This window comes from Streptomyces sp. H27-D2 (assembly GCF_035828615.1).
Lineage (GTDB): Bacteria > Actinomycetota > Actinomycetes > Streptomycetales > Streptomycetaceae > Streptomyces.
In genome coordinates, this window is the sequence record NZ_JAYMZR010000006.1 from 15156 (window position 1) to 32272 (window position 17117).

Below are 17117 nucleotides of genomic sequence, written 5' to 3' on the forward strand. Positions count from 1 at the left end.
CCAGTATGGCTGCCGGGGTACGGAGTCTGTAGGGCGGCGAGCGAGGGGCGCGGCGGTTTGGAGCGCGGGCGGTCACGGGGCCGTGGCGGCGTCGATGCGGTCGGCGGCGTCAGCGCCGGTGTCAGTGCCGTCAGCGCCGCACCCTCGGCATCCCCAGGCCGATCCAGGAGATGATCTCCCGCTGGATCTCGTTGTTGCCGCCGCCGAAGGTGAAGATGACCGCGCTGCGGTAGCCGCGCTCCAACTCGCCGTGCAGCACCGCGCCGGCCGACCCCTCCTTGAGTGCCCCGGCCGCGCCGGTGATCTCCATCAGCCAGGCGTACGCGTCCCGGCGCGCCTCCGATCCGTACACCTTGACGGCGGAGGCGTCCTGTGGGGTGAGGGCGCCGTTCTGCAGCGCGGACACCATCTGCCAGTTGAGCAGCTTCATGGCGTCGAGCCGGGTGTGCGTACGGGCCAGCCGGCCGCGCACCCAGCCGAGGTCGATCACCCTGCGGCCGTCGGCGAGTTTGGTGTCGGCGGCCCAGCGCCGCACGTTGTGCAGCGCCCGGATGGCCATCGTGCCGTGCGCCGCGAGGGTGACGCGTTCGTGGTTGAGCTGGTTGGTGATGAGCCGCCAGCCCTTGTTCTCCTCGCCGACGCGCCGGCTCGCGGGCACCCGGATGTCCTCGTAGTAGCTGGCGGTGGTGTCGTGCGAGGCGAGGGTGTTGATGACGGTGCAGGAGTAGCCGGGGTCGGTGGTCGGCACGAGCAGGATGCTGATGCCCTTGTGCGGCTTGGCCTCCGGGTCGGTACGGACCGCGAGCCAGACCCAGTCGGCGGTGTCGCCGTTGGTCGTCCAGATCTTCTGCCCGTTGACGGTGTAGTGGCCGGTGGCCTCGTCGCCCTCGCGGACGGCGCGGGTCTTGAGCGCGGCGAGGTCGGTGCCCGCGTCGGGCTCGGAGTAGCCGATCGCGAAGTCCAGCTCCCCGGCGAGGATCTTCGGCAGGAAGTACCGCTTCTGCTCGTCGGTGCCGAACTGCATGATCGTGGGGCCGACGGTGTTGAGCGCCATCAGCGGCAGCGGAACGCCCGCCTGCGCCGCCTCGTCGAAGAAGATGAACTGATCCATCGGACCCAGACCCCGTCCGCCGTACTCGGCGGGCCAGCCGACGCCCAGCCAGCCGTCCGAGCCGAGCTTGCGGACGGTCTCGCGGTAGAAGCGCTTCTGCGCGGCGGGTTCGGCGTAGCGCGCGTAGGCGTTGTCCGGCACCAGCTCGCCGAAGTACGCGCGCAGCTCGCTGCGCAACCGCTGCTGCTCTGGCGTGTATTCGAGGTGCACGGCTTCTCCTTCTGAGTCCCGCTGTCCCTGCGACGACGGCGGCCACAGTAGAACTTGTTTCAGTAATTTGGAATGGCGGCGGCGTTGTCGGACCCCCGCAATGCCGTGGACGGCATGGACTTGACGCCGGCCGGACGCAAAGCAGTGGTAATCGGGAGCAGCGGCGGGCATCGGTGCGGCTGACTGGGCGGAGCCGGTGGGCCGTTGGCCAGTCCGGTCCGGTCCGGTCCGGCCACATCACGCCCCGCCGGTCAGGCGGACGCGCGGCCCCGCTTGCTCGCGGCTGCCTTCCCGGCGGTCGTCTTCTTCGCCGAGGCGGCGGTCTTCTTCGCGGCGGTGCCGGACTTACTGCCGGCCGTGCCGGTCCGCTTGCCGCCGCTCTCTGTGGCAGACGTGGCCGCGGTGCTCTTCTTCGCGGTCTTCTTCGCCGGGGAACTCTTGCGCGGGGAAGCGTCCTTCGTTCCCGAGGCGGTGCTCCCCGAGGCGGCGCTCTTCCGCGCCCTGGACTTCGACGCCCGCTTCCTCGGGGTCGCCCCGCCCTCGCCCTCGTCGCCGCCCGAGCGGGCGTCGATGGACGCCTGGAGTGCGGCCATCAGGTCGATGACGTTGTCCGGCGCGGCGGCGGTGTCCTTCTTCTTCGCGGGGGTGGTGCTGCTCAGCCGGGCGGCGACCAGTTCTTCGAGGGCGTGCCGGTACTCGTCGTGGAGCGAGTCGAGGTCGAAGTCCTCGGAGAGGGTGTCCATCAGGCTGGAGGCCATCTTCAGTTCCTGCGGCCGGACGGCGACCGAGTCCGGCGGGGCGAGACCGGCGGCGTCACGGATCTCGTCGGGCCAGTACATGGTGTGCAGGAGCAGCAGGTCGTCGTGGACCCGCAGCAGTGCCAGGGATTCCCGGGTGCGCAGTGTGATCTTGGTGATGGCCACCTGCCGGGTCGTCTTGAGCGCTTCCCGCAGCAGGACGTACGGCTTGTTCGCGGCGGCCGACTCGGCGCTGATGTAGTACGGGCCGGCCAGCCGCACCGGGTCGATCCGGTCGGCGTCGATGAAGGCCAGGACGTCGATGAGCCGCTTACTGGGCAGCGGCAGTTCGGCCATGTCGGCGTCGGTGAGCACCGCGGTGTTGCCCTCGTCGTCCTGGTAGCCCTTGGCGACGTCCGCGTAATCGACCTGCTCCTCGCACACCTCGCAGGTCCGCTTCATGCGGATGCGCCCGCCGTCCTTCATGTGGACCTGGTGAAGCTGGACGGAGTGCTCCTCCGTGGCCGCGTAGAGCTTGACCGGGACGGACACCAGCCCGAAGCCGATAGCCCCCTTCCATATGGTTCGCATACTTTTATCCCTTCGGGGGGACTTTTTAGCCTATGCCCGCTTCCGCAGGACGGCAGGCCGTGAGCGTCGACGGCCATCGCCTGGCGCTGACCCACCTCGACCGCGTCCTCTTTTCCGCCTCGGGCCACACCAAGGCCCGGATCCTGGACTACTACACCCGGGTCGCGGCGGTGATGGTGCCGCACACCGCCGACCGGCCGGCGTCCTTCGTCCGGGCTCCGGACGGGCCTGCGGGGCAGACCTGGTACGCCAAGAACCCGCCGCCCGGCGCACCCGACTGGCTGACGATCGCCCCCGTCGAGGGCAAGGAGGGGCCCGCCCCGCACATCGTCGTCGATTCCACGGCGTCACTGGTGGCGATGGCCAACCTCGGCGCGTACGAGGTGCACGTCCCGCAGTGGACCGCCTCCGGCGGCCCCGACGCGCACGACCGCCTGGTGCTCGACCTGGACCCGGGGCCCGGCACCGACGTGGTCGTCTGCTGCAAGGTCGCCCAGCGGCTGCGCCAGCTCCTCGACGACGACCGGCTCACCTCGTACGCCGTGGCCTCCGGCTCCAAGGGCCTGCACCTCTACGTACCGCTGCGTCCCACCCCGGCGCGGGAAGCGGCCGACTACGCCAGGGCGCTGGCCTCCCGGATGGAGGAGGAGCATCCACAGCTGGTCGTCGTCTCGATGGCGCGGGCCGCACGCACCGGCCGGGTGCTGATCGACTGGTCGCAGAACGCGAGCGCGAAGACCACGGCCGCGCCGTACACCGTGCGGCTCCGCGAGCGCCCCGGCGTCGCGACGCCGGTCAGCTGGGACGAGATCGCCGCGTGCTCGGCGCCGGAGGATCTCGCCTTCGCCCCCGAACAGGTCCTGGAGCGCGCGGAGGCCCACGGCGACTTGTTGGCCCCGCTCGCCGACGGCTCCGGCCGGGGCGCGCTGCCGTAGGGGCGTTCCGGCCGCCCGGCCTAGTCCTCGCGCGGACCTCCGCACGCATTCCTGCGCGTACGCCTGTCCGGAACTCTGTCCGGAGCCCTGTCCGGAATCCTGATGACGGCCGTGCCGCCGACCAGGTCTATCCGGGTGGCCGGCGGCGCGCCGTCAGTCGTGTCGTCGCGGAGCATCGACTCCGTCTGCCGCTGTTCCAACTGCACCCGCTTGGCGGTGTGGAAGAGAGTCATGATCTCGTCGAAGCCCGTCATCGAAATCGACGTACCCGATCGCTTCACGGCGCTCGCCCACCTCCACAGGGGAACCAGCAGGGCCAGACCGATCAGCAGACCCGCGAGTATCTCCACCCGCTCACACCGTCCGGCGTGACGTCGCCATACGGATAGCCCCTGGCGGGACCCGGGAGGCGAGCGGGGTGGATTTCATGGCGGGAGTGTACGAGGCGGGGAGCGGTCCGGTCCCGGTCGAGCTGCGATTTCCGGCCAGGGCGGCGCAGCGCGGCGCAGCGCCGCCCCCGGCGTCGTGGAGCGGCGATCGAGTCCGCCGCTTACCCCTGCTCGCTTTCGTTACGATTTGTCAGCTTCGCTAGGATGGATTACGCACCGAGGAGAGGACACACGGTCATGACGCCGCCCATCGAAGGTCCACGGGCCCGATTCCGGGAACAGACACGCGGGGAGATCAAGGAGATCGCCCTGCGACAGCTGGCCGACGGCGGCACCGGGGCGATCGCGCTCACCCGTATCGCCAAGGACCTGGGCATGTCGGGGCCGGCTCTCTACCGTTACTTCGCCGGCCGCGACGATCTGATCAGCGCGCTCATCCGCGACGCCTACGACGACCTCGCGACCGCGGTCGGGCACGCGGCCGAAGCCTGCCCCGCCGGGCGCTCACCGCGCGAGCGACTGCGCGCGCTGGCCGGCGCGTACCGGTCCTGGGCGGTCGAGTCCCCGCACCGCTATCTGCTGATCGCCGGCACGCCCCTCCCCGGCTACACCGCCCCCGCTGACACCCTGCTGCGGGCGCGCGCCGCGCTCGGTCCGTTCCTGAAGGTCTTCGCGGGCGGCGATCCGAACCCCGCGACGCTGCCCATGGTGCGGCAGATGGACGCGTGGGCGCAGCGCGAGGCCGAGGTCGCCGCGTGGGTCGCCCGGGAGCTGGGCACGGCGGACGGGGACGACGCGGGGCGGGCGCTGGCCGGTGCGGTTCTCGCCTGGTCGCAGATGCACGGCGCAGTCAGCCTGGAGGTAGCGTCGCAGTTCAGCGGTATGGGCCACGACCCGCTGACACTGCTCGAAGCCGGGCTCGACGCGCTGGCCGACGCCTTCCAGCTCTCCTGACGCGGCCGGCCGGCAGACCCGCCCGGCGCGATCCGCACCCGCCCCGGTGCCCACCCGGGCCCGCGCCCGACCTTGAGGGCGTGCGGGGACGGGTGACGGAAACCGACCACGACGCCGCCGCCATTGCGCCGCGCGGGAGGAGTTGCCCCGCGTCGGCGCGATCTACGCGTTTCCGCTGCCGTTCGGACGGCAGGTGCTCGGCTCCGTAGCCCCGCTCCGGGGCCGGCCCCTCGATCCGGCCGCGCCGCCCGGCCGCTCCAGATAGGACACGGCGGCCTGCAGCAGCGCGGCAGCGGTCAGCCGCACCAGCGGGTGACCCGCCGCGCGCAGGACCAGCTCCCAGGAACGGCCCGGCGCGCCTTTCCCCGTGGCGGGCGCGTTGTGTACGCCCGCCACGGGGCGGCCTCCCTCGGCCGCGCACGACGCCACCGCCGCGACCCCGGACCCGGACCGCCCGTCAGTGCTCATGTCCCTTGCCCTCCGGCTCCTTCGGGGCCTCCTGGCCCGCGCCGCTCGCGTCACCCGCGCCGTTCTTCCCCGTCTCGACGGTGAAGGCGGCCGTGCGCACCTTGCCCTCGTGCTTGAAGTCGAGGAAGAGGCGGTACGCGCCGGAGCTGGGGGCGGTGGCGGTGAAGGAGATCGCCGGGCCGGGCTCGGTCGAGCCGTCGCCGGGCGCGCCGTTGGGGTGGACGTGCAGATAGGCGAGGTCGCCCGAGCGCAGCGCCACCAGGTGTCCGTACGCCTCCAGATAGGGGTCGAGGTCGGTGACCGGCTTGCCGTCCTTGGAGACCTTGAGCTTGAGCTCCCGGGCCGCGCCGGGGCGCAGCGCGCCGTCGAGGGTCACCGTGTAGCCGTCGACCTCGGCGGTGCGTGACACCTCGGGCAGCCGGCTGGGCCGGTACGAGCCGGAGGCCGCGAGGTCGGCCCCCAGGGTCAGGTTCTCGGCGCCCTTCGCGGCGGGGGTGAAGTCGGCGAAGACCCGGTAGTCGCCTGCCCTGGGCAGGTCCACGGGCGTGCTCCAGGTACCGTCGGCGGCTCGGGTGGGGTGCAGGTGGCGGTAGGTCGACAGGTCGCGGGCGGCGAGGATGAGGTGCAGTTCCTTGCCGTGCTCCCGCCGGTATTCGGTGAGTTCGCGGCCGCGCCCGTCGAGGATCGCGAAGCGCAGTTCGCCGTCGGCGCGGGCTTGGACGCGGCTGTTCTTCAGGGCGAGCGTGTAGCCGCCTTCGGACACCTGGAGTCCGCCCGCCGGGCTGTCCGGTTTTCCCGCCCCGCCGGATTCCGCCGCGTCCGATTCGCCGGCGCCGGCGTCCGCGCCGTGCCCGGCGTGCGCGGCGGGCTCGTCCTTCGACGTCATGGGGTCCACCCCGCCGCCCACCCCGTAAGCGGTGCCGAAGGTGGCCGCGAGAGCGGCCGCGAACGCGGAGATCTTCAGTGCGGTGTTCATGGCGTCTCCCCCTCTACAGGGCCGCGTGCAGCGGCCGACACCCCAGACCATACCCCTAGGGGGTATGGAGTCAAGCTCGAAGGGCCCTTGCCACACAATACGGGGCGGGGGTATATATGACACAGCACCTTCGATACCCCCTAGGGGTATACACGAGAAGCATCCACACCACGGGAGAAGTCACATGGCGTCCTGCTGCACCCCTGACGGAAGCTGCTCCACCGACCCGGCCGACCAGTCCGCCGCCGTGGCCGACGCGCACGCCACCGTCTACCACGTCTCCGGCATGACCTGCGGACACTGCGCGTCCACGATCGACAAGGCCATCAGCGAGCTGGACGACGTCCTCGGCGTCGAGGTCGAGGTCGAGGTCGCCGCGGGCCGCGTCACCGTCACCACCGGCGGCGAGCCCGCCGACGACCTGATCGCGAAGGCCGTCGACGCGGCCGGCTACGCCCTCACCGGCCGGGCCTGACCGCCTCGCCCACCCGCCGCACCAACCCGCCGCCGGGGCCCGTAACCAAGCCGGCCCCGTCGGCCCGTCCTCCAGTCCGAGGAGCAGAGATGACCACCACGACCCCCATCAACGCCGAGGTCGAACTAGCCATCGGCGGCATGACCTGCGCCTCGTGCGCCGCCCGCATCGAGAAGAAGCTCAACCGCATGGACGGGGTGGAAGCCACCGTCAACTACTCCACCGAGAAGGCCAAGGTCAGCTACCGCGGCGATATCGCGGTCGACGAGCTGATCGCCACGGTCGAGGCCACCGGCTACACCGCCGCGCCGCCCGCGCCACCTCGTTCCGACGGCGGAGCCGGTGACCCGACCGCCGAGGAGGCGGACGAACTGCGGCCGCTGCGGCAGCGGCTGACCACCGCCGTCGTGCTGGCGCTGCCGGTGATCGTGCTGGCGATGGTCCCGGCCTGGCAGTTCGAGTACTGGCAGTGGCTCTCGCTCACGCTGACCGCCCCGGTCGTCACCTACGCGGCCTGGCCCTTCCACCGGGCCGCGTACACCAACGCCAAGCACGGCGCGGCCACCATGGACACGCTGATCTCGGTCGGCACCTCGGCCGCGTTCCTCTGGTCGCTGTGGGCGCTCTTCTTCGGCAGCGCCGGCACGCCCGGCATGACGCACGCCTTCGAGCTGACCATCGCCCGCACCGACGGCGCGGGCAACATCTACCTCGAAGCCGCCGCGGGGGTGACCGCCTTCATCCTCGCCGGGCGCTACTTCGAGGCCCGGTCCAAGCGCAAGGCGGGGGCCGCGCTCAAGGCGCTGCTGGAGCTGGGCGCCAAAGAGGTGACCGTGCTGCGGGGCGGTCGCGAGGAGCTGATCCGCACCGAGGACCTCACCGTCGGCGACCGCTTCCTGGTCCGCCCCGGAGAGAAGGTCGCCACCGACGGCACGGTCGTCGAGGGCAGTTCGGCCGTCGACGCGTCGATGCTGACCGGCGAGTCCGTACCGGTCGAGGTCACGCCCGGCGACGGCGTCACCGGCGCGACGCTCAACGCGGGCGGCCGGCTCGTCGTCGAGGCGACCCGGATCGGCTCGGACACCCAACTGGCCCGGATGGCCAAGCTGGTGGAGGACGCGCAGAACGGCAAGGCCGCCGCGCAACGGCTCGCCGACCGGATCTCGGCGATCTTCGTGCCCGTCGTCATCGCGCTCGCGCTGGGCACCCTCGGCTTCTGGCTCGGCAACGGCGCGGGCCTGACCGCCGCGTTCACCGCCGCCGTCGCCGTCCTGATCATCGCCTGCCCGTGCGCCCTGGGCCTCGCGACGCCGACCGCGCTCATGGTCGGCACCGGCCGCGGAGCGCAGCTCGGCATCCTCATCAAGGGCCCCGAGGTGCTGGAGAGCACCCGCGAGGTCGACACCATCCTGCTCGACAAGACCGGCACCGTCACCACCGGCCGGATGACGCTCCTGAAGGTGCACACAGCCGAAGGCCAGGACGAGGCCGAAGTGCTGCGGCTGGCAGGCGCGTTGGAGCACGCCTCCGAACACCCGATCGCGCAGGCGGTCGCCGCGGGCGCGGCGGAGCGGGTCGGCCCGCTGCCGACGCCCGAGGACTTCGCGAACGTCCCCGGGCTCGGTGTCCAGGGCATCGTGGACGGGCACGCGGTACTCGTCGGCCGCGAGAAGCTGCTCGCCGAGTGGGCGATGCGGCTGCCCCTCGCGCTGGAGCGGGCCAAGGCCGCGGCCGAGGCACAGGGCCGCACCGCCATCGCCGTGGCATGGGACGGCGAGGCGCGTGCGGTGCTGGAGGTCGCCGACGCGGTCAAGGAGACCAGCGCCGAAGCCGTCCGACGGCTGCGCGCGCTGGGGCTGACCCCGATCCTGCTCACCGGCGACAACCGGGCCGTCGCCGAATCGGTGGCCGCCGAAGTCGGCATCGACGAGGTGATCGCCGAGGTCATGCCGCAGGACAAGGTCGATGTCGTCAAGCGCCTCCAGAAGCAGGGGCTTTCGGTCGCGATGGTCGGCGACGGCGTCAACGACGCGGCCGCGCTGGCCCAGGCCGACCTCGGCCTGGCCATGGGCACCGGCACCGACGCCGCCATCGAGGCGGGCGACCTCACCCTGGTACGGGGCGACCTGCGGACGGCCGCGGACGCCATCCGGCTCGCCCGCAGGACGCTCGGCACCATCAAGTCCAACCTCTTCTGGGCCTTCGCCTACAACATCGCCGCACTGCCGCTGGCCGCCTCCGGGCTGCTCAACCCCATGATCGCCGGGGCCGCGATGGCGTTCTCCTCGGTCTTCGTCGTCGGCAACAGCCTGCGCCTGCGCGGGTTCCGCGCCGCCGAGCGTGCCGGTATGCGGTGAGCGTTGGCGCCATGGACCGCGGTGATGCAGCGTTGTTGGCCCGGCGGTGGCTACGACGGTGCTGGTGGTGGTGGAGCGCACACGTCTGGATGCGTCGGGTCCCTGTGGAGATCGCTGATCTGGTGTTGCCTGCGGGCCGGTGGCAGCTGGAGTTCTGAGCGTGCGGAGGTGCCGCGCTGCGTGACTGGTTGAATCTGAAAGCGTGTCATCAGCTCCACGTCTGAACCCGGCGACGGGTAGAGATCCTGATGCTGCCTGCACGCAGCCACCTCCCCGCCCGGACCGCTGGCGCCCTCCACGGTGGCGACGAGCCGGACGCCCTCCGTTGATCCGCGTGTGCTGCACCTCAGCATGATGCCTCCTCTGAAAAGATCTCCCTGGATTCTCCCTCGCTCCCTGAACCGCGTACTTCGGAGGGTGCTGGGGCCGTTGGCCTCAGCACCCTCGCGACGGTCTAGCGGATGCCGAGTTCGGCCAGTACACGCTTCTGAGCTGGGGAAACCTTGGCCGGGAAGTACAGGTAGCAGACGCCGCCGGTACCGCTCACGACCTTGCCGGACGCGTTGTAGCGCTTGGTGCGCAGCCAGATATTCTCGAATTGACGCCTCTTGTAGACGTTGCGCACCCCGTCGTTGCTGTCGCTCGCCGGGTCGTTGGCCACCACGTCGCCGTCCGCCGTGAAGCCGATCAGGCACATCAGGTGACCCGCCGTGCCGTAGCCGGCCCCGTCGAGCTCGGTGGCCAGGAAGGACTGCGAGGTGATGACCGGGATTCCGGCGCGGATGAGCTTCTCGACGTCGGTGAGCGAGCCGAGCCGGGTGACCAGGCCCTGCATGTCGCGGTACGTCGCGGCGTAGGCCGCGTTGAAGGGCCAGTTGCCGCAGCCCTCGTACTGGTAGTCGAAGGTGTAGCGGGCCGCGTGGCACACCTGGGGGTCGGCGAAGGCCGGGTCGACCCAGGCGAGGTCCTTCGCCGTGGGCTTGCGGCCCCAGTATTCGATGACCATCTGCGAGGAGGTCGGGCTGCACCACGCCTCGCCGCCGTTGTCGTACTCCGGGTACTGGCCCTTGTGGATGTTCTGCGAGTAGCGCGGCACCGTCAGCTCGCGCCCCGCGCCCACCCCCGGGTGGGAGGCCGGCACCTCGAAGCGGTCCGGGACGTCGGAGCCCATCGCGCCCAGCCGCCAGACCTTGGGCGACTTCGTGCCGCCGGGCTTGCGGTACAGCGTCAGCCGCAGCTGGTACGAGGCCAGGCGCAGCGTGCCGGTCGTGTCGTCGATCGCGAAGGTGTCGGTCCAGATCCTGCTCTTGCCGTCGGTCTGGTCGTCGACGGAGGTCCGCTTGATGTCCTCGTCGCCCGCCGCCCAGCGCCCCAGCACGTACCAGGGGGTCTTCGTGCCGTCGGTGTAGGTGCCGTACAGCTCGATCTGCACCCAGGTGCCGGCCGGGGTGTCGGCGTTCCAGGAGGCCACGACCTCGCTCGCGGGCGTCGGCAGTTTGCGGACCGGGGCGGTCCAGGAGGCGTACTCCCAGGTCGCGGTGGTGCCGGTGTGCGGGTCGGGGTAGTCGACGGTGCCGGACGGGTGCCCGATCAGCAGGCCGGGGCGCTTGCCGCCCTCGGCCCGGGCGCCCTTCGCCGTGCCGCAGCGCCAGTCGGTGTACGAGGTCCAGGCGTGGTAGTCCACCGGCGGCTTTCTCGTGGCTGCCGCGGAGCCGGTGGTTCCGGCCGCGCCGGAGCCGCCGTGCGGTCGTCCCGGACCGGCGAAGGCGGCGGGCGCGGCGGCGCCGACGGCCGCCGCCGCGAGAGCGGCGGCCAGTACGGTGCGGCGTGGGGCTGAGTTGGTCATGGCGAGTTCCCCCAGTCGAATCCAGGTGGTGTCCGGGCGGCGCCCGGGTGGTATCCATATGCCGCAGCTCGGGGCGGCGGATGCACGACGGTCGGACAACTATCTACGGTCCGGGTCCTTTTCGGCCAGCGTTGCGTACCGCGTCGCGTCGCCAATATTGGTGTGGACCACTGACGTACGCTGGCGCGATGGACCTCGGCGACTCCCCCGCGGCGCACCCGCGCGGCTCAACCGGCCCAACCGGCCCAACCGGCCCGCTCGGCGCACTCGCCGGGCGGCTCCGCGCGCTGCCGCCGTCCTGCGGGCCCGTACGGCTCGTCGGGGTCGACGGACACGCGGGGTCCGGCAAGAGCACCTTCGCCGAACGGCTGGCCGAAACGCTCGGCGGCGCGCCGGTGGTCCATCTGGACGACTTCGCGAGCCACGACGAGCTGTTCTGCTGGACCGACCGGTTCCGCGAGCTGGCGCTGGCCCCGCTGCGCCGCGGCGAGCGCGCCTCGTACGGCCCCTACGACTGGGTCCGGCGCCGCTTCGCCGAGGAGCCCGGCGAGCGGATCACCGTCCCGCCCGCGCCTGTGGTCATCGTGGAGGGAGTGGGCGCCGGACGCCGGGCGCTGCGCCCGTATCTCGCCCGTCTGCTGTGGATGGAACTGGCCGACCGGGCGTCCTGGGAGCGTGGTCAACACCGTGACGGACCGGACATGTCCACATTCTGGGACAGTTGGCTGCCCGCGGAGCGAGAACACTTCGCGGCCGACCCTTCCCGTCCGTACGCCGAACTTCTGGTACTCCAGGGTGAAGAGGGGTACGAGGTGCTGCCGGGGCCCGTTGTGGCCACCTGAACGCCCCGCGCCATCACCGTCCGTCACCGCTCGCCGTCGGTCCGCGTCCCGCCTGCGATTCGTCCCCCCGGAGTGTGCCAACTCCGCTTGACCTGGGGGACGTACAGGTCTTACGTTCTCAATGTGCGGTCCTTACGGATCGCCCGCAGACGCGAAGCCCCCGGTTGTTCCCCCGTGATCGGGGGCTTCGTTCTGCCCCCAGCGCCGGATTTCATACGCTCCGTGCCGCCGACCCCTTACCCTGGGTCACCACCCTTTTCCTCCCCCGCGCACGCCCCCGACCCGCTCCGACCGGCGATCCGACGTGCTGCGCCCTTCGGCCGGGGCTGTCACCGCGGGTACCATGCGAAATGGTGCCACCGCGGGATGGACGGACTCGACACCTGCGTCAATTCCCGTCCGTAGCAAGATGGTTCGGATCAGGATGTGGCCAGGCAGTTGCCCGGCGGCACACCACGGGGGACGTTTGTGGGGGACGTGATGGACTTCGGCACGCAGGGCTCGCAGGCCCCGGCCGACCTCGCTTGGCTGCGCGCCGTGGACGCCTACACGATGGGCGCCTACGCGCAGGCCGAGGAGGAGTTCAGGGCCGCGGTAGAACTCGATCCGGGAATGGCCGACGGCTGGCTCGGCCTGCACGCGCTGCGCGCCGACACCACCGGCGCGCTGCTGCGGATGTACCGGCACCGCGACCGCTTCGGCGAACAGCGCGCCCGGCACCGCCGCACGCTGAACTCCTGGTACTGGCTCGGCTGGTGGGTGCAACCGGTGCTGGAGAGCCCGCGCGACCTGCTGCTCGCGCACGCCTCGCACTGGCTGGACGGCCGCCATGTCGCCGATCTGGACCAGGCGCTGGCCGGCTGCCCGCCGGTGGAGACCGATCCGCAGGTCCGCTTCCTGCACGCGTGCCGCGCCTACCTCGTCAAGGACTGGGACCAGCTCGTCCGGCACACCGAACAGCTCATCGACGACCCGCTGCTCGGCATCGAGGCCGGGCTGTTCGGCGGCATGGCACGGGTGCGGCTGGAGATGTACGGCCAGGCCGAGCCGCTGCTCTCGGCCGCGCTGATGCGCTGCCGCAGCGAACAGCCGCAGCGCAAGGAGCTGCGCTACTGGCTCGCCCGCGCGCACGAGGGCACCGGGCGCAGCGCGGCGGCGCTGCCGCTCTACCGGGCGGTGCACCGGGTCGACGCGGCGTTCATGGACACCGCCGCGCGGCTCGCCGCGATAGCCGAGGGCGACGGTCTGGACGAGGGCACGGATCTGGCGACGGTCTCGCTCGCCGGCCTGGGCGGGAGCGAGGGCGTCAACGGCTTCAGCCAGGACGTGCTGGACGGCCGGGACGGCGACGCGGATCTGCTGTCCGTCGCCGACGCCTCGGACGGCCTGCGCTCGGGCCCCGACCCGGACGACGAGTTCGGGGTCACCGCCCCGGTCGACGCCGACGGGGTACGGGAGAAGGCCCTGCTGCCGGTGCAGCCGCTGCCCTCGCGGCAGCCGCCAGGACCGTCCGATCCGGTGCTGCTGGCGAAGGCGCTGGCCGAGCTGGAGCGGATGGTCGGCCTGGAGCCGGTGAAGCGCCAGGTGCGCGCGCTGTCCGCGCAGCTGCACATGGCGCGGCTGCGCGCGGCCCAGGGGCTCCCGGTGCAGCCGCCGAAACGACACTTCGTCTTCTCCGGCCCCTCGGGCACCGGCAAGACGACGGTCGCGCGGATACTCGGCCGGGTGTTCTACGCGCTCGGACTGCTCGGCGGCGACCATCTGGTGGAGGCGCAGCGCTCGGATCTGGTGGGCGAGTTCCTGGGCCAGACGGCGGTGAAGGCCAATGAGCTGATCGACTCGGCGCTCGGCGGGGTGCTGTTCGTCGATGAGGCGTACAGCCTGTCCAACTCCGGCTACACCAAAGGCGACGCGTACGGCGACGAGGCCCTCCAAGTGCTGCTCAAACGCGCCGAGGACAACCGCGACCGGCTCGTGGTCATCCTGGCCGGCTACCCGGAGGGCATGGACCGGCTGCTCGCGGCCAACCCCGGCCTCAGCTCACGCTTCACGACGCGCGTCGACTTCCCCAGCTACCGGCCGCTGGAGCTGACCCGGATCGGTGAGGTGCTGGCCGCCGAGAACGGCGACTGCTGGGACGAGGAGGCCGTCGACGAGCTGCGCAGCGTCAGCGGGCACGTCGTCGACCAGGGCTGGATAGACGAGCTGGGCAACGGCCGCTTCCTGCGGACGCTGTACGAGAAGAGCTGCGCGTACCGGGATCTGCGGCTGTCCGGCTACGCGGTGTCCCCCACCCGCGAAGACCTCGCGACGCTGCGGCTGCCGGACCTGATGCAGGCGTACGGCGAGGTGCTGTCGGGCCGCGGCCCGACGGCCCGCGACCCGCGCGACCCACCGCCGCTCTGAGGGGTGCCGGGGGGGCAGCGGGGGCGCGCGAACACCGGAGCTGACCGGCCGGGCTGGGCGGGTGCGCGGGGCGGGCCGTACGGGCCGGGCAAGCGGGTGCGCGCGAACACGGGAGCTGCCCGGCCGGGGCTGGCCAGGGCCGGTGGGCGGCGGCCGACAGCGGGCGGGGCCGTACGGCTGCGCCCCCGCCCACCGGCTCCCCACCGGCCCGCCCACCGCTCAGCCGGCCATCGCTCTCGGCCCGGTCGGAACCGACGGCTCCGCGGGCCCCGGCTGCTCGCCGGGCGCCGCCGCCTCCGGGGGACCCGAAGGAGTCGGCGCCGACTCGTTCGCCGGCCCCGCAGCCGAGCGCCGGTCCCGGTCGCCGGGCCGGCGCTGCCGGACCGCCGTCCGCTGGTGCGCCGGGTCGCGGACCTCGCCGACCAGCATCTCCAGTACATCCTCCAGCGCGACCAGACCGAGCACCCGGCCCGACGCGTCGGCGACCGCCGCGAGGTGCGAGGCGGTGCGGCGCATCGCGGTCAGCGCGTCGTCGAGCGGCAGTTCGGCCCGGAGCGTGGCCATCGGCCGCCATACCCGCTGCGGCACTTCCCGGTCCCGCTCCTCCAGCTCCAGCACGTCCTTGACGTGCAGATACCCCATGTAAGCGCCGCCCGGCGCGCAGACCGGGAAGCGCGAGTAGCCGGTGCGCACGGTCAGCTCCTCCACCTGCCGGGGGGTCACCGAGAGGTCCGTGGTGACCAGAGCGGCCGAGTCGAGGAGCACATCGGTGACCGGGCGGCTGCCCAGTTCCAGGGCGTCCTCCAGGCGTTCCTGCTCACCGGGGTCGAGCAGACCGGCCTGCCGGGAGTCCTCGACCATGTGGGTCAGCTGCTCGCTGGTGAACACCGCCTCGACCTCGTCCTTCGGCTCGACCCTGAACAGCTTCAGGATGAGCCGGGCGCACGCCCCGAGCAGCAGCGTGACCGGCCGGCAGAGCCGGGCGAAGGCGACCAGGCCGGGGCTGAGCCACAGCGCGGTCTTCTCCGGGGCCGCCATGGCGAGGTTCTTCGGCAGCATCTCGCCGACGACCAGGTGCAGAAAGACGACCAGGGCGAGCGCGATGACGTAGCCGAGCGGGTGGATGACCGGCTCGGGCAGCCGGACCGCGTGGAAGAGCGGCTCCAGCAGTTGGGCGACGGTCGGCTCGGCGACCGCGCCGAGGGTGAGTGAGCAGACGGTGATGCCGAACTGCGCGGCGGCCATCATCTGCGGCAGGCTCTCCAGGCCGTGCAGCACCGTACGGGCCCGGGTGGAGCCCTGGGCTGCGAGCGGCTCGATCTGGCTGCGGCGTACGGAGACCAGGGCGAACTCGGCGCCGACGAAGAAGCCGTTGCAGAGCACCAGGACTCCGGCGAACAGGAGTTGCAGCAGGCTCATCGCCGTGCCTCCTGGACCGCGCGGGCCGTACCGGCGGTGACAGCGGCCGTGGCCGCTGTTCCGGCGGTGGCGCCGGCCGCCGTACCGGACGGCTGGGTCCGGACTATCCGGACCCGGTCCGCCCGGTGGTGGGTGACCAGCCGGACCCGCAGCTGCCAGCCGGGCAGCTCGGCGGTGTCGCCGGGGGCGGGGATGCGCCCGAGCAGGTCCGCGACCAGACCGGCCACCGTCTCGTACGGCCCGTCGGGCACGTCCAGCCCGATCCGGCCGAGCAGGTCGACCCGCAGGCCGCCGTCGGCGTCCCAGGCCGAACGGCCGTCCTCCGCCGGGGCAGGGGAGATCTCCGGGCGGTCGGCGCCTTCGGCGTCGTGCTCGTCGCGCACTTCGCCGACCAGCTCCTCGACGATGTCCTCCAGCGTGACGACCCCCGCGGTACCGCCGTACTCGTCCACGACGACCGCGATCGGCTGCTCCTTGCGGAGCCGCTCCAGCAGCGGCTGGACGGGCAGGGTCTCGGGGACCAGCAGCGGCGGCACGGCGATCCGTCCGGCGGGGGTGCGCAGGCGTAGGTGTGCGGGCACGGCGAGTGCGTCCTTGAGATGGACCATGCCGACGACTTCGTCGAGCCGGTCGCGGTAGACGGGGAAGCGGGAGAGTCCCGTGGCGCGGGTGAGGTTGAGTACGTCCTCGGCGGTCGCCGTGGTCTGCAGCGCGCTGACCCGCACCCGCGGGGTCATCACGTTCTCGGCGGTCAGCGCGGCCAGCGACAGGGTCCGCACGAAGAGATCGGCGGTGTCCTGCTCGATGGCCCCGGCGCGGGCCGAGTGCCGGGCCAGTGAGACGAGCTCGCCGGGGGTGCGGGCGGAGGCCATCTCCTCGGTCGGCTCCACGCCGAAGACCCGTACCAGCCGGTTGGCGACCGTGTTCAGCAGCGAGATGACCGGCCGGAAGAAGCGGGAGAAGGCGTACTGCGGGCCGGCGACGAAGCGGGCCACCTGGAGCGGCCGGGAGATCGCCCAGTTCTTGGGCACGAGTTCGCCGATGACCATCTGCACGGCCGAGGCGACCAGCATGCCGACGACCACGGCGACGCCCGATACGGCGCCCGGTGGCAGACCGGTGGCGGCGAACGGGCCGGACAGCAGGTCCGCGAGGGCCGGCTCGGCGAGCATCCCGACCACCAGGGAGGTGATCGTGATGCCCAGCTGAGTGCCGGAGAGTTGGAAGGAGAGCTCACGCAGCGCCGAGACGACGGTGCGGGCCCGTGGGTCGCCCGCGGCGGCCGCTCGCTCCGCCTCGGCGCGCTCGACGGTGACGAGCCCGAATTCGGCGGCGACGAAGAAGCCGTTGGCGAGGATCAGGACGAGTGCTGCTCCGAGGAGCAGCAGAGAGGCGTTCATG

Annotated in this window: 14 protein-coding genes; 6 read left to right on the plus strand and 8 right to left on the minus strand. The window is 72.1% G+C overall.

Annotated elements, in window-relative coordinates; translation table 11 throughout:
* Nucleotides 1–130 precede the first annotated feature (130 nt).
* Nucleotides 131–1321, minus strand: a complete 1191-nt coding sequence (locus tag QMK28_RS04015; protein ID WP_326435563.1) for an acyl-CoA dehydrogenase family protein — start codon at nt 1319–1321, stop codon at nt 131–133.
* A gap of 251 nt (nt 1322–1572) precedes the next feature.
* Nucleotides 1573–2649: a non-homologous end joining protein Ku gene (gene ku / locus QMK28_RS04020; RefSeq protein ID WP_326435564.1), complete on the minus strand. Its 1077-nt coding sequence runs from the start codon at nt 2647–2649 to the stop codon at nt 1573–1575.
* A 32-nt stretch (nt 2650–2681) separates the two neighbouring features.
* On the opposite strand from ku, the gene ligD reads away from it, so the two are divergent.
* The gene (gene ligD, locus QMK28_RS04025; RefSeq protein WP_326435565.1) at nt 2682–3584 is read left to right on the plus strand and encodes a non-homologous end-joining DNA ligase; all 903 of its coding nucleotides are present in this window, start codon (nt 2682–2684) and stop codon (nt 3582–3584) included.
* A gap of 20 nt (nt 3585–3604) precedes the next feature.
* On the opposite strand, the gene QMK28_RS04030 is transcribed toward ligD, so the two are convergent.
* Nucleotides 3605–3934, minus strand: a complete 330-nt coding sequence (locus QMK28_RS04030) for a DUF6191 domain-containing protein (protein ID WP_326435566.1) — start codon at nt 3932–3934, stop codon at nt 3605–3607.
* A 276-nt stretch (nt 3935–4210) separates the two neighbouring features.
* Between QMK28_RS04030 and QMK28_RS04035 the strand changes: the two genes are divergently transcribed.
* The gene (locus QMK28_RS04035) at nt 4211–4927 is read left to right on the plus strand and encodes a TetR/AcrR family transcriptional regulator (RefSeq protein ID WP_326435567.1); all 717 of its coding nucleotides are present in this window, start codon (nt 4211–4213) and stop codon (nt 4925–4927) included.
* Between the two features lie 162 nt (nt 4928–5089).
* On the opposite strand, the gene QMK28_RS04040 is transcribed toward QMK28_RS04035, so the two are convergent.
* Both QMK28_RS04040 and QMK28_RS04045 read right to left on the minus strand, forming a co-directional pair.
* Complete coding sequence (locus tag QMK28_RS04040; RefSeq protein WP_326435568.1) at nt 5090–5323, minus strand: hypothetical protein; 234 nt, start codon at nt 5321–5323, stop codon at nt 5090–5092.
* 61 nt (nt 5324–5384) lie between these two features.
* Nucleotides 5385–6371 carry a hypothetical protein gene (locus QMK28_RS04045; protein ID WP_326435569.1) on the minus strand — a complete coding sequence of 329 codons (987 nt, stop codon included), beginning with the start codon at nt 6369–6371 and terminating at the stop codon, nt 5385–5387.
* Between the two features lie 184 nt (nt 6372–6555).
* Between QMK28_RS04045 and QMK28_RS04050 the strand changes: the two genes are divergently transcribed.
* Both QMK28_RS04050 and QMK28_RS04055 read left to right on the plus strand, forming a co-directional pair.
* Complete coding sequence (locus tag QMK28_RS04050; protein WP_326435570.1) at nt 6556–6846, plus strand: heavy-metal-associated domain-containing protein; 291 nt, start codon at nt 6556–6558, stop codon at nt 6844–6846.
* Nucleotides 6847–6935: 89 nt separating this feature from the next.
* Entirely contained in the window at nt 6936–9203 is a 2268-nt protein-coding gene (locus QMK28_RS04055) for a heavy metal translocating P-type ATPase (protein ID WP_326435571.1), read from the plus strand.
* A 454-nt stretch (nt 9204–9657) separates the two neighbouring features.
* Here QMK28_RS04055 and QMK28_RS04060 read toward each other — a convergent pair whose 3' ends face one another.
* Entirely contained in the window at nt 9658–11049 is a 1392-nt protein-coding gene (locus QMK28_RS04060; RefSeq protein ID WP_326435572.1) for a peptidase C39 family protein, read from the minus strand.
* 188 nt (nt 11050–11237) lie between these two features.
* On the opposite strand from QMK28_RS04060, the gene QMK28_RS04065 reads away from it, so the two are divergent.
* Both QMK28_RS04065 and QMK28_RS04070 read left to right on the plus strand, forming a co-directional pair.
* Nucleotides 11238–11891: a uridine kinase family protein gene (locus QMK28_RS04065; protein ID WP_326435573.1), complete on the plus strand. Its 654-nt coding sequence runs from the start codon at nt 11238–11240 to the stop codon at nt 11889–11891.
* Nucleotides 11892–12371: 480 nt separating this feature from the next.
* The gene (locus tag QMK28_RS04070) at nt 12372–14297 is read left to right on the plus strand and encodes an AAA family ATPase (protein ID WP_326435574.1); all 1926 of its coding nucleotides are present in this window, start codon (nt 12372–12374) and stop codon (nt 14295–14297) included.
* A gap of 219 nt (nt 14298–14516) precedes the next feature.
* Here the strand turns inward: QMK28_RS04070 and QMK28_RS04075 are convergent, their stop codons facing one another.
* Both QMK28_RS04075 and QMK28_RS04080 read right to left on the minus strand, forming a co-directional pair.
* Complete coding sequence (locus QMK28_RS04075) at nt 14517–15716, minus strand: hemolysin family protein (RefSeq protein WP_326435575.1); 1200 nt, start codon at nt 15714–15716, stop codon at nt 14517–14519.
* Nucleotides 15713–17116: a hemolysin family protein gene (locus QMK28_RS04080; protein WP_326435576.1), complete on the minus strand. Its 1404-nt coding sequence runs from the start codon at nt 17114–17116 to the stop codon at nt 15713–15715. The genes QMK28_RS04075 and QMK28_RS04080 overlap by 4 nt, the downstream gene beginning before the upstream one ends.
* Nucleotide 17117 lies beyond the last annotated feature (1 nt).

Coding starts and splice junctions, on each gene's coding strand:
- ku (WP_326435564.1), bottom strand. CDS start 2,649: ATGCGAACCATATGGAAGGGGGCTATCGGCTTCGGGCTGGTGTCCGTC.
- ligD (WP_326435565.1), top strand. CDS start 2,682: ATGCCCGCTTCCGCAGGACGGCAGGCCGTGAGCGTCGACGGCCATCGC.
- QMK28_RS04035 (WP_326435567.1), top strand. CDS start 4,211: ATGACGCCGCCCATCGAAGGTCCACGGGCCCGATTCCGGGAACAGACA.
- QMK28_RS04045 (WP_326435569.1), bottom strand. CDS start 6,371: ATGAACACCGCACTGAAGATCTCCGCGTTCGCGGCCGCTCTCGCGGCC.
- QMK28_RS04050 (WP_326435570.1), top strand. CDS start 6,556: ATGGCGTCCTGCTGCACCCCTGACGGAAGCTGCTCCACCGACCCGGCC.
- QMK28_RS04055 (WP_326435571.1), top strand. CDS start 6,936: ATGACCACCACGACCCCCATCAACGCCGAGGTCGAACTAGCCATCGGC.
- QMK28_RS04060 (WP_326435572.1), bottom strand. CDS start 11,049: ATGACCAACTCAGCCCCACGCCGCACCGTACTGGCCGCCGCTCTCGCG.
- QMK28_RS04065 (WP_326435573.1), top strand. CDS start 11,238: ATGGACCTCGGCGACTCCCCCGCGGCGCACCCGCGCGGCTCAACCGGC.
- QMK28_RS04070 (WP_326435574.1), top strand. CDS start 12,372: ATGGACTTCGGCACGCAGGGCTCGCAGGCCCCGGCCGACCTCGCTTGG.
- QMK28_RS04075 (WP_326435575.1), bottom strand. CDS start 15,716: ATGAGCCTGCTGCAACTCCTGTTCGCCGGAGTCCTGGTGCTCTGCAAC.
- QMK28_RS04080 (WP_326435576.1), bottom strand. CDS start 17,116: ATGAACGCCTCTCTGCTGCTCCTCGGAGCAGCACTCGTCCTGATCCTC.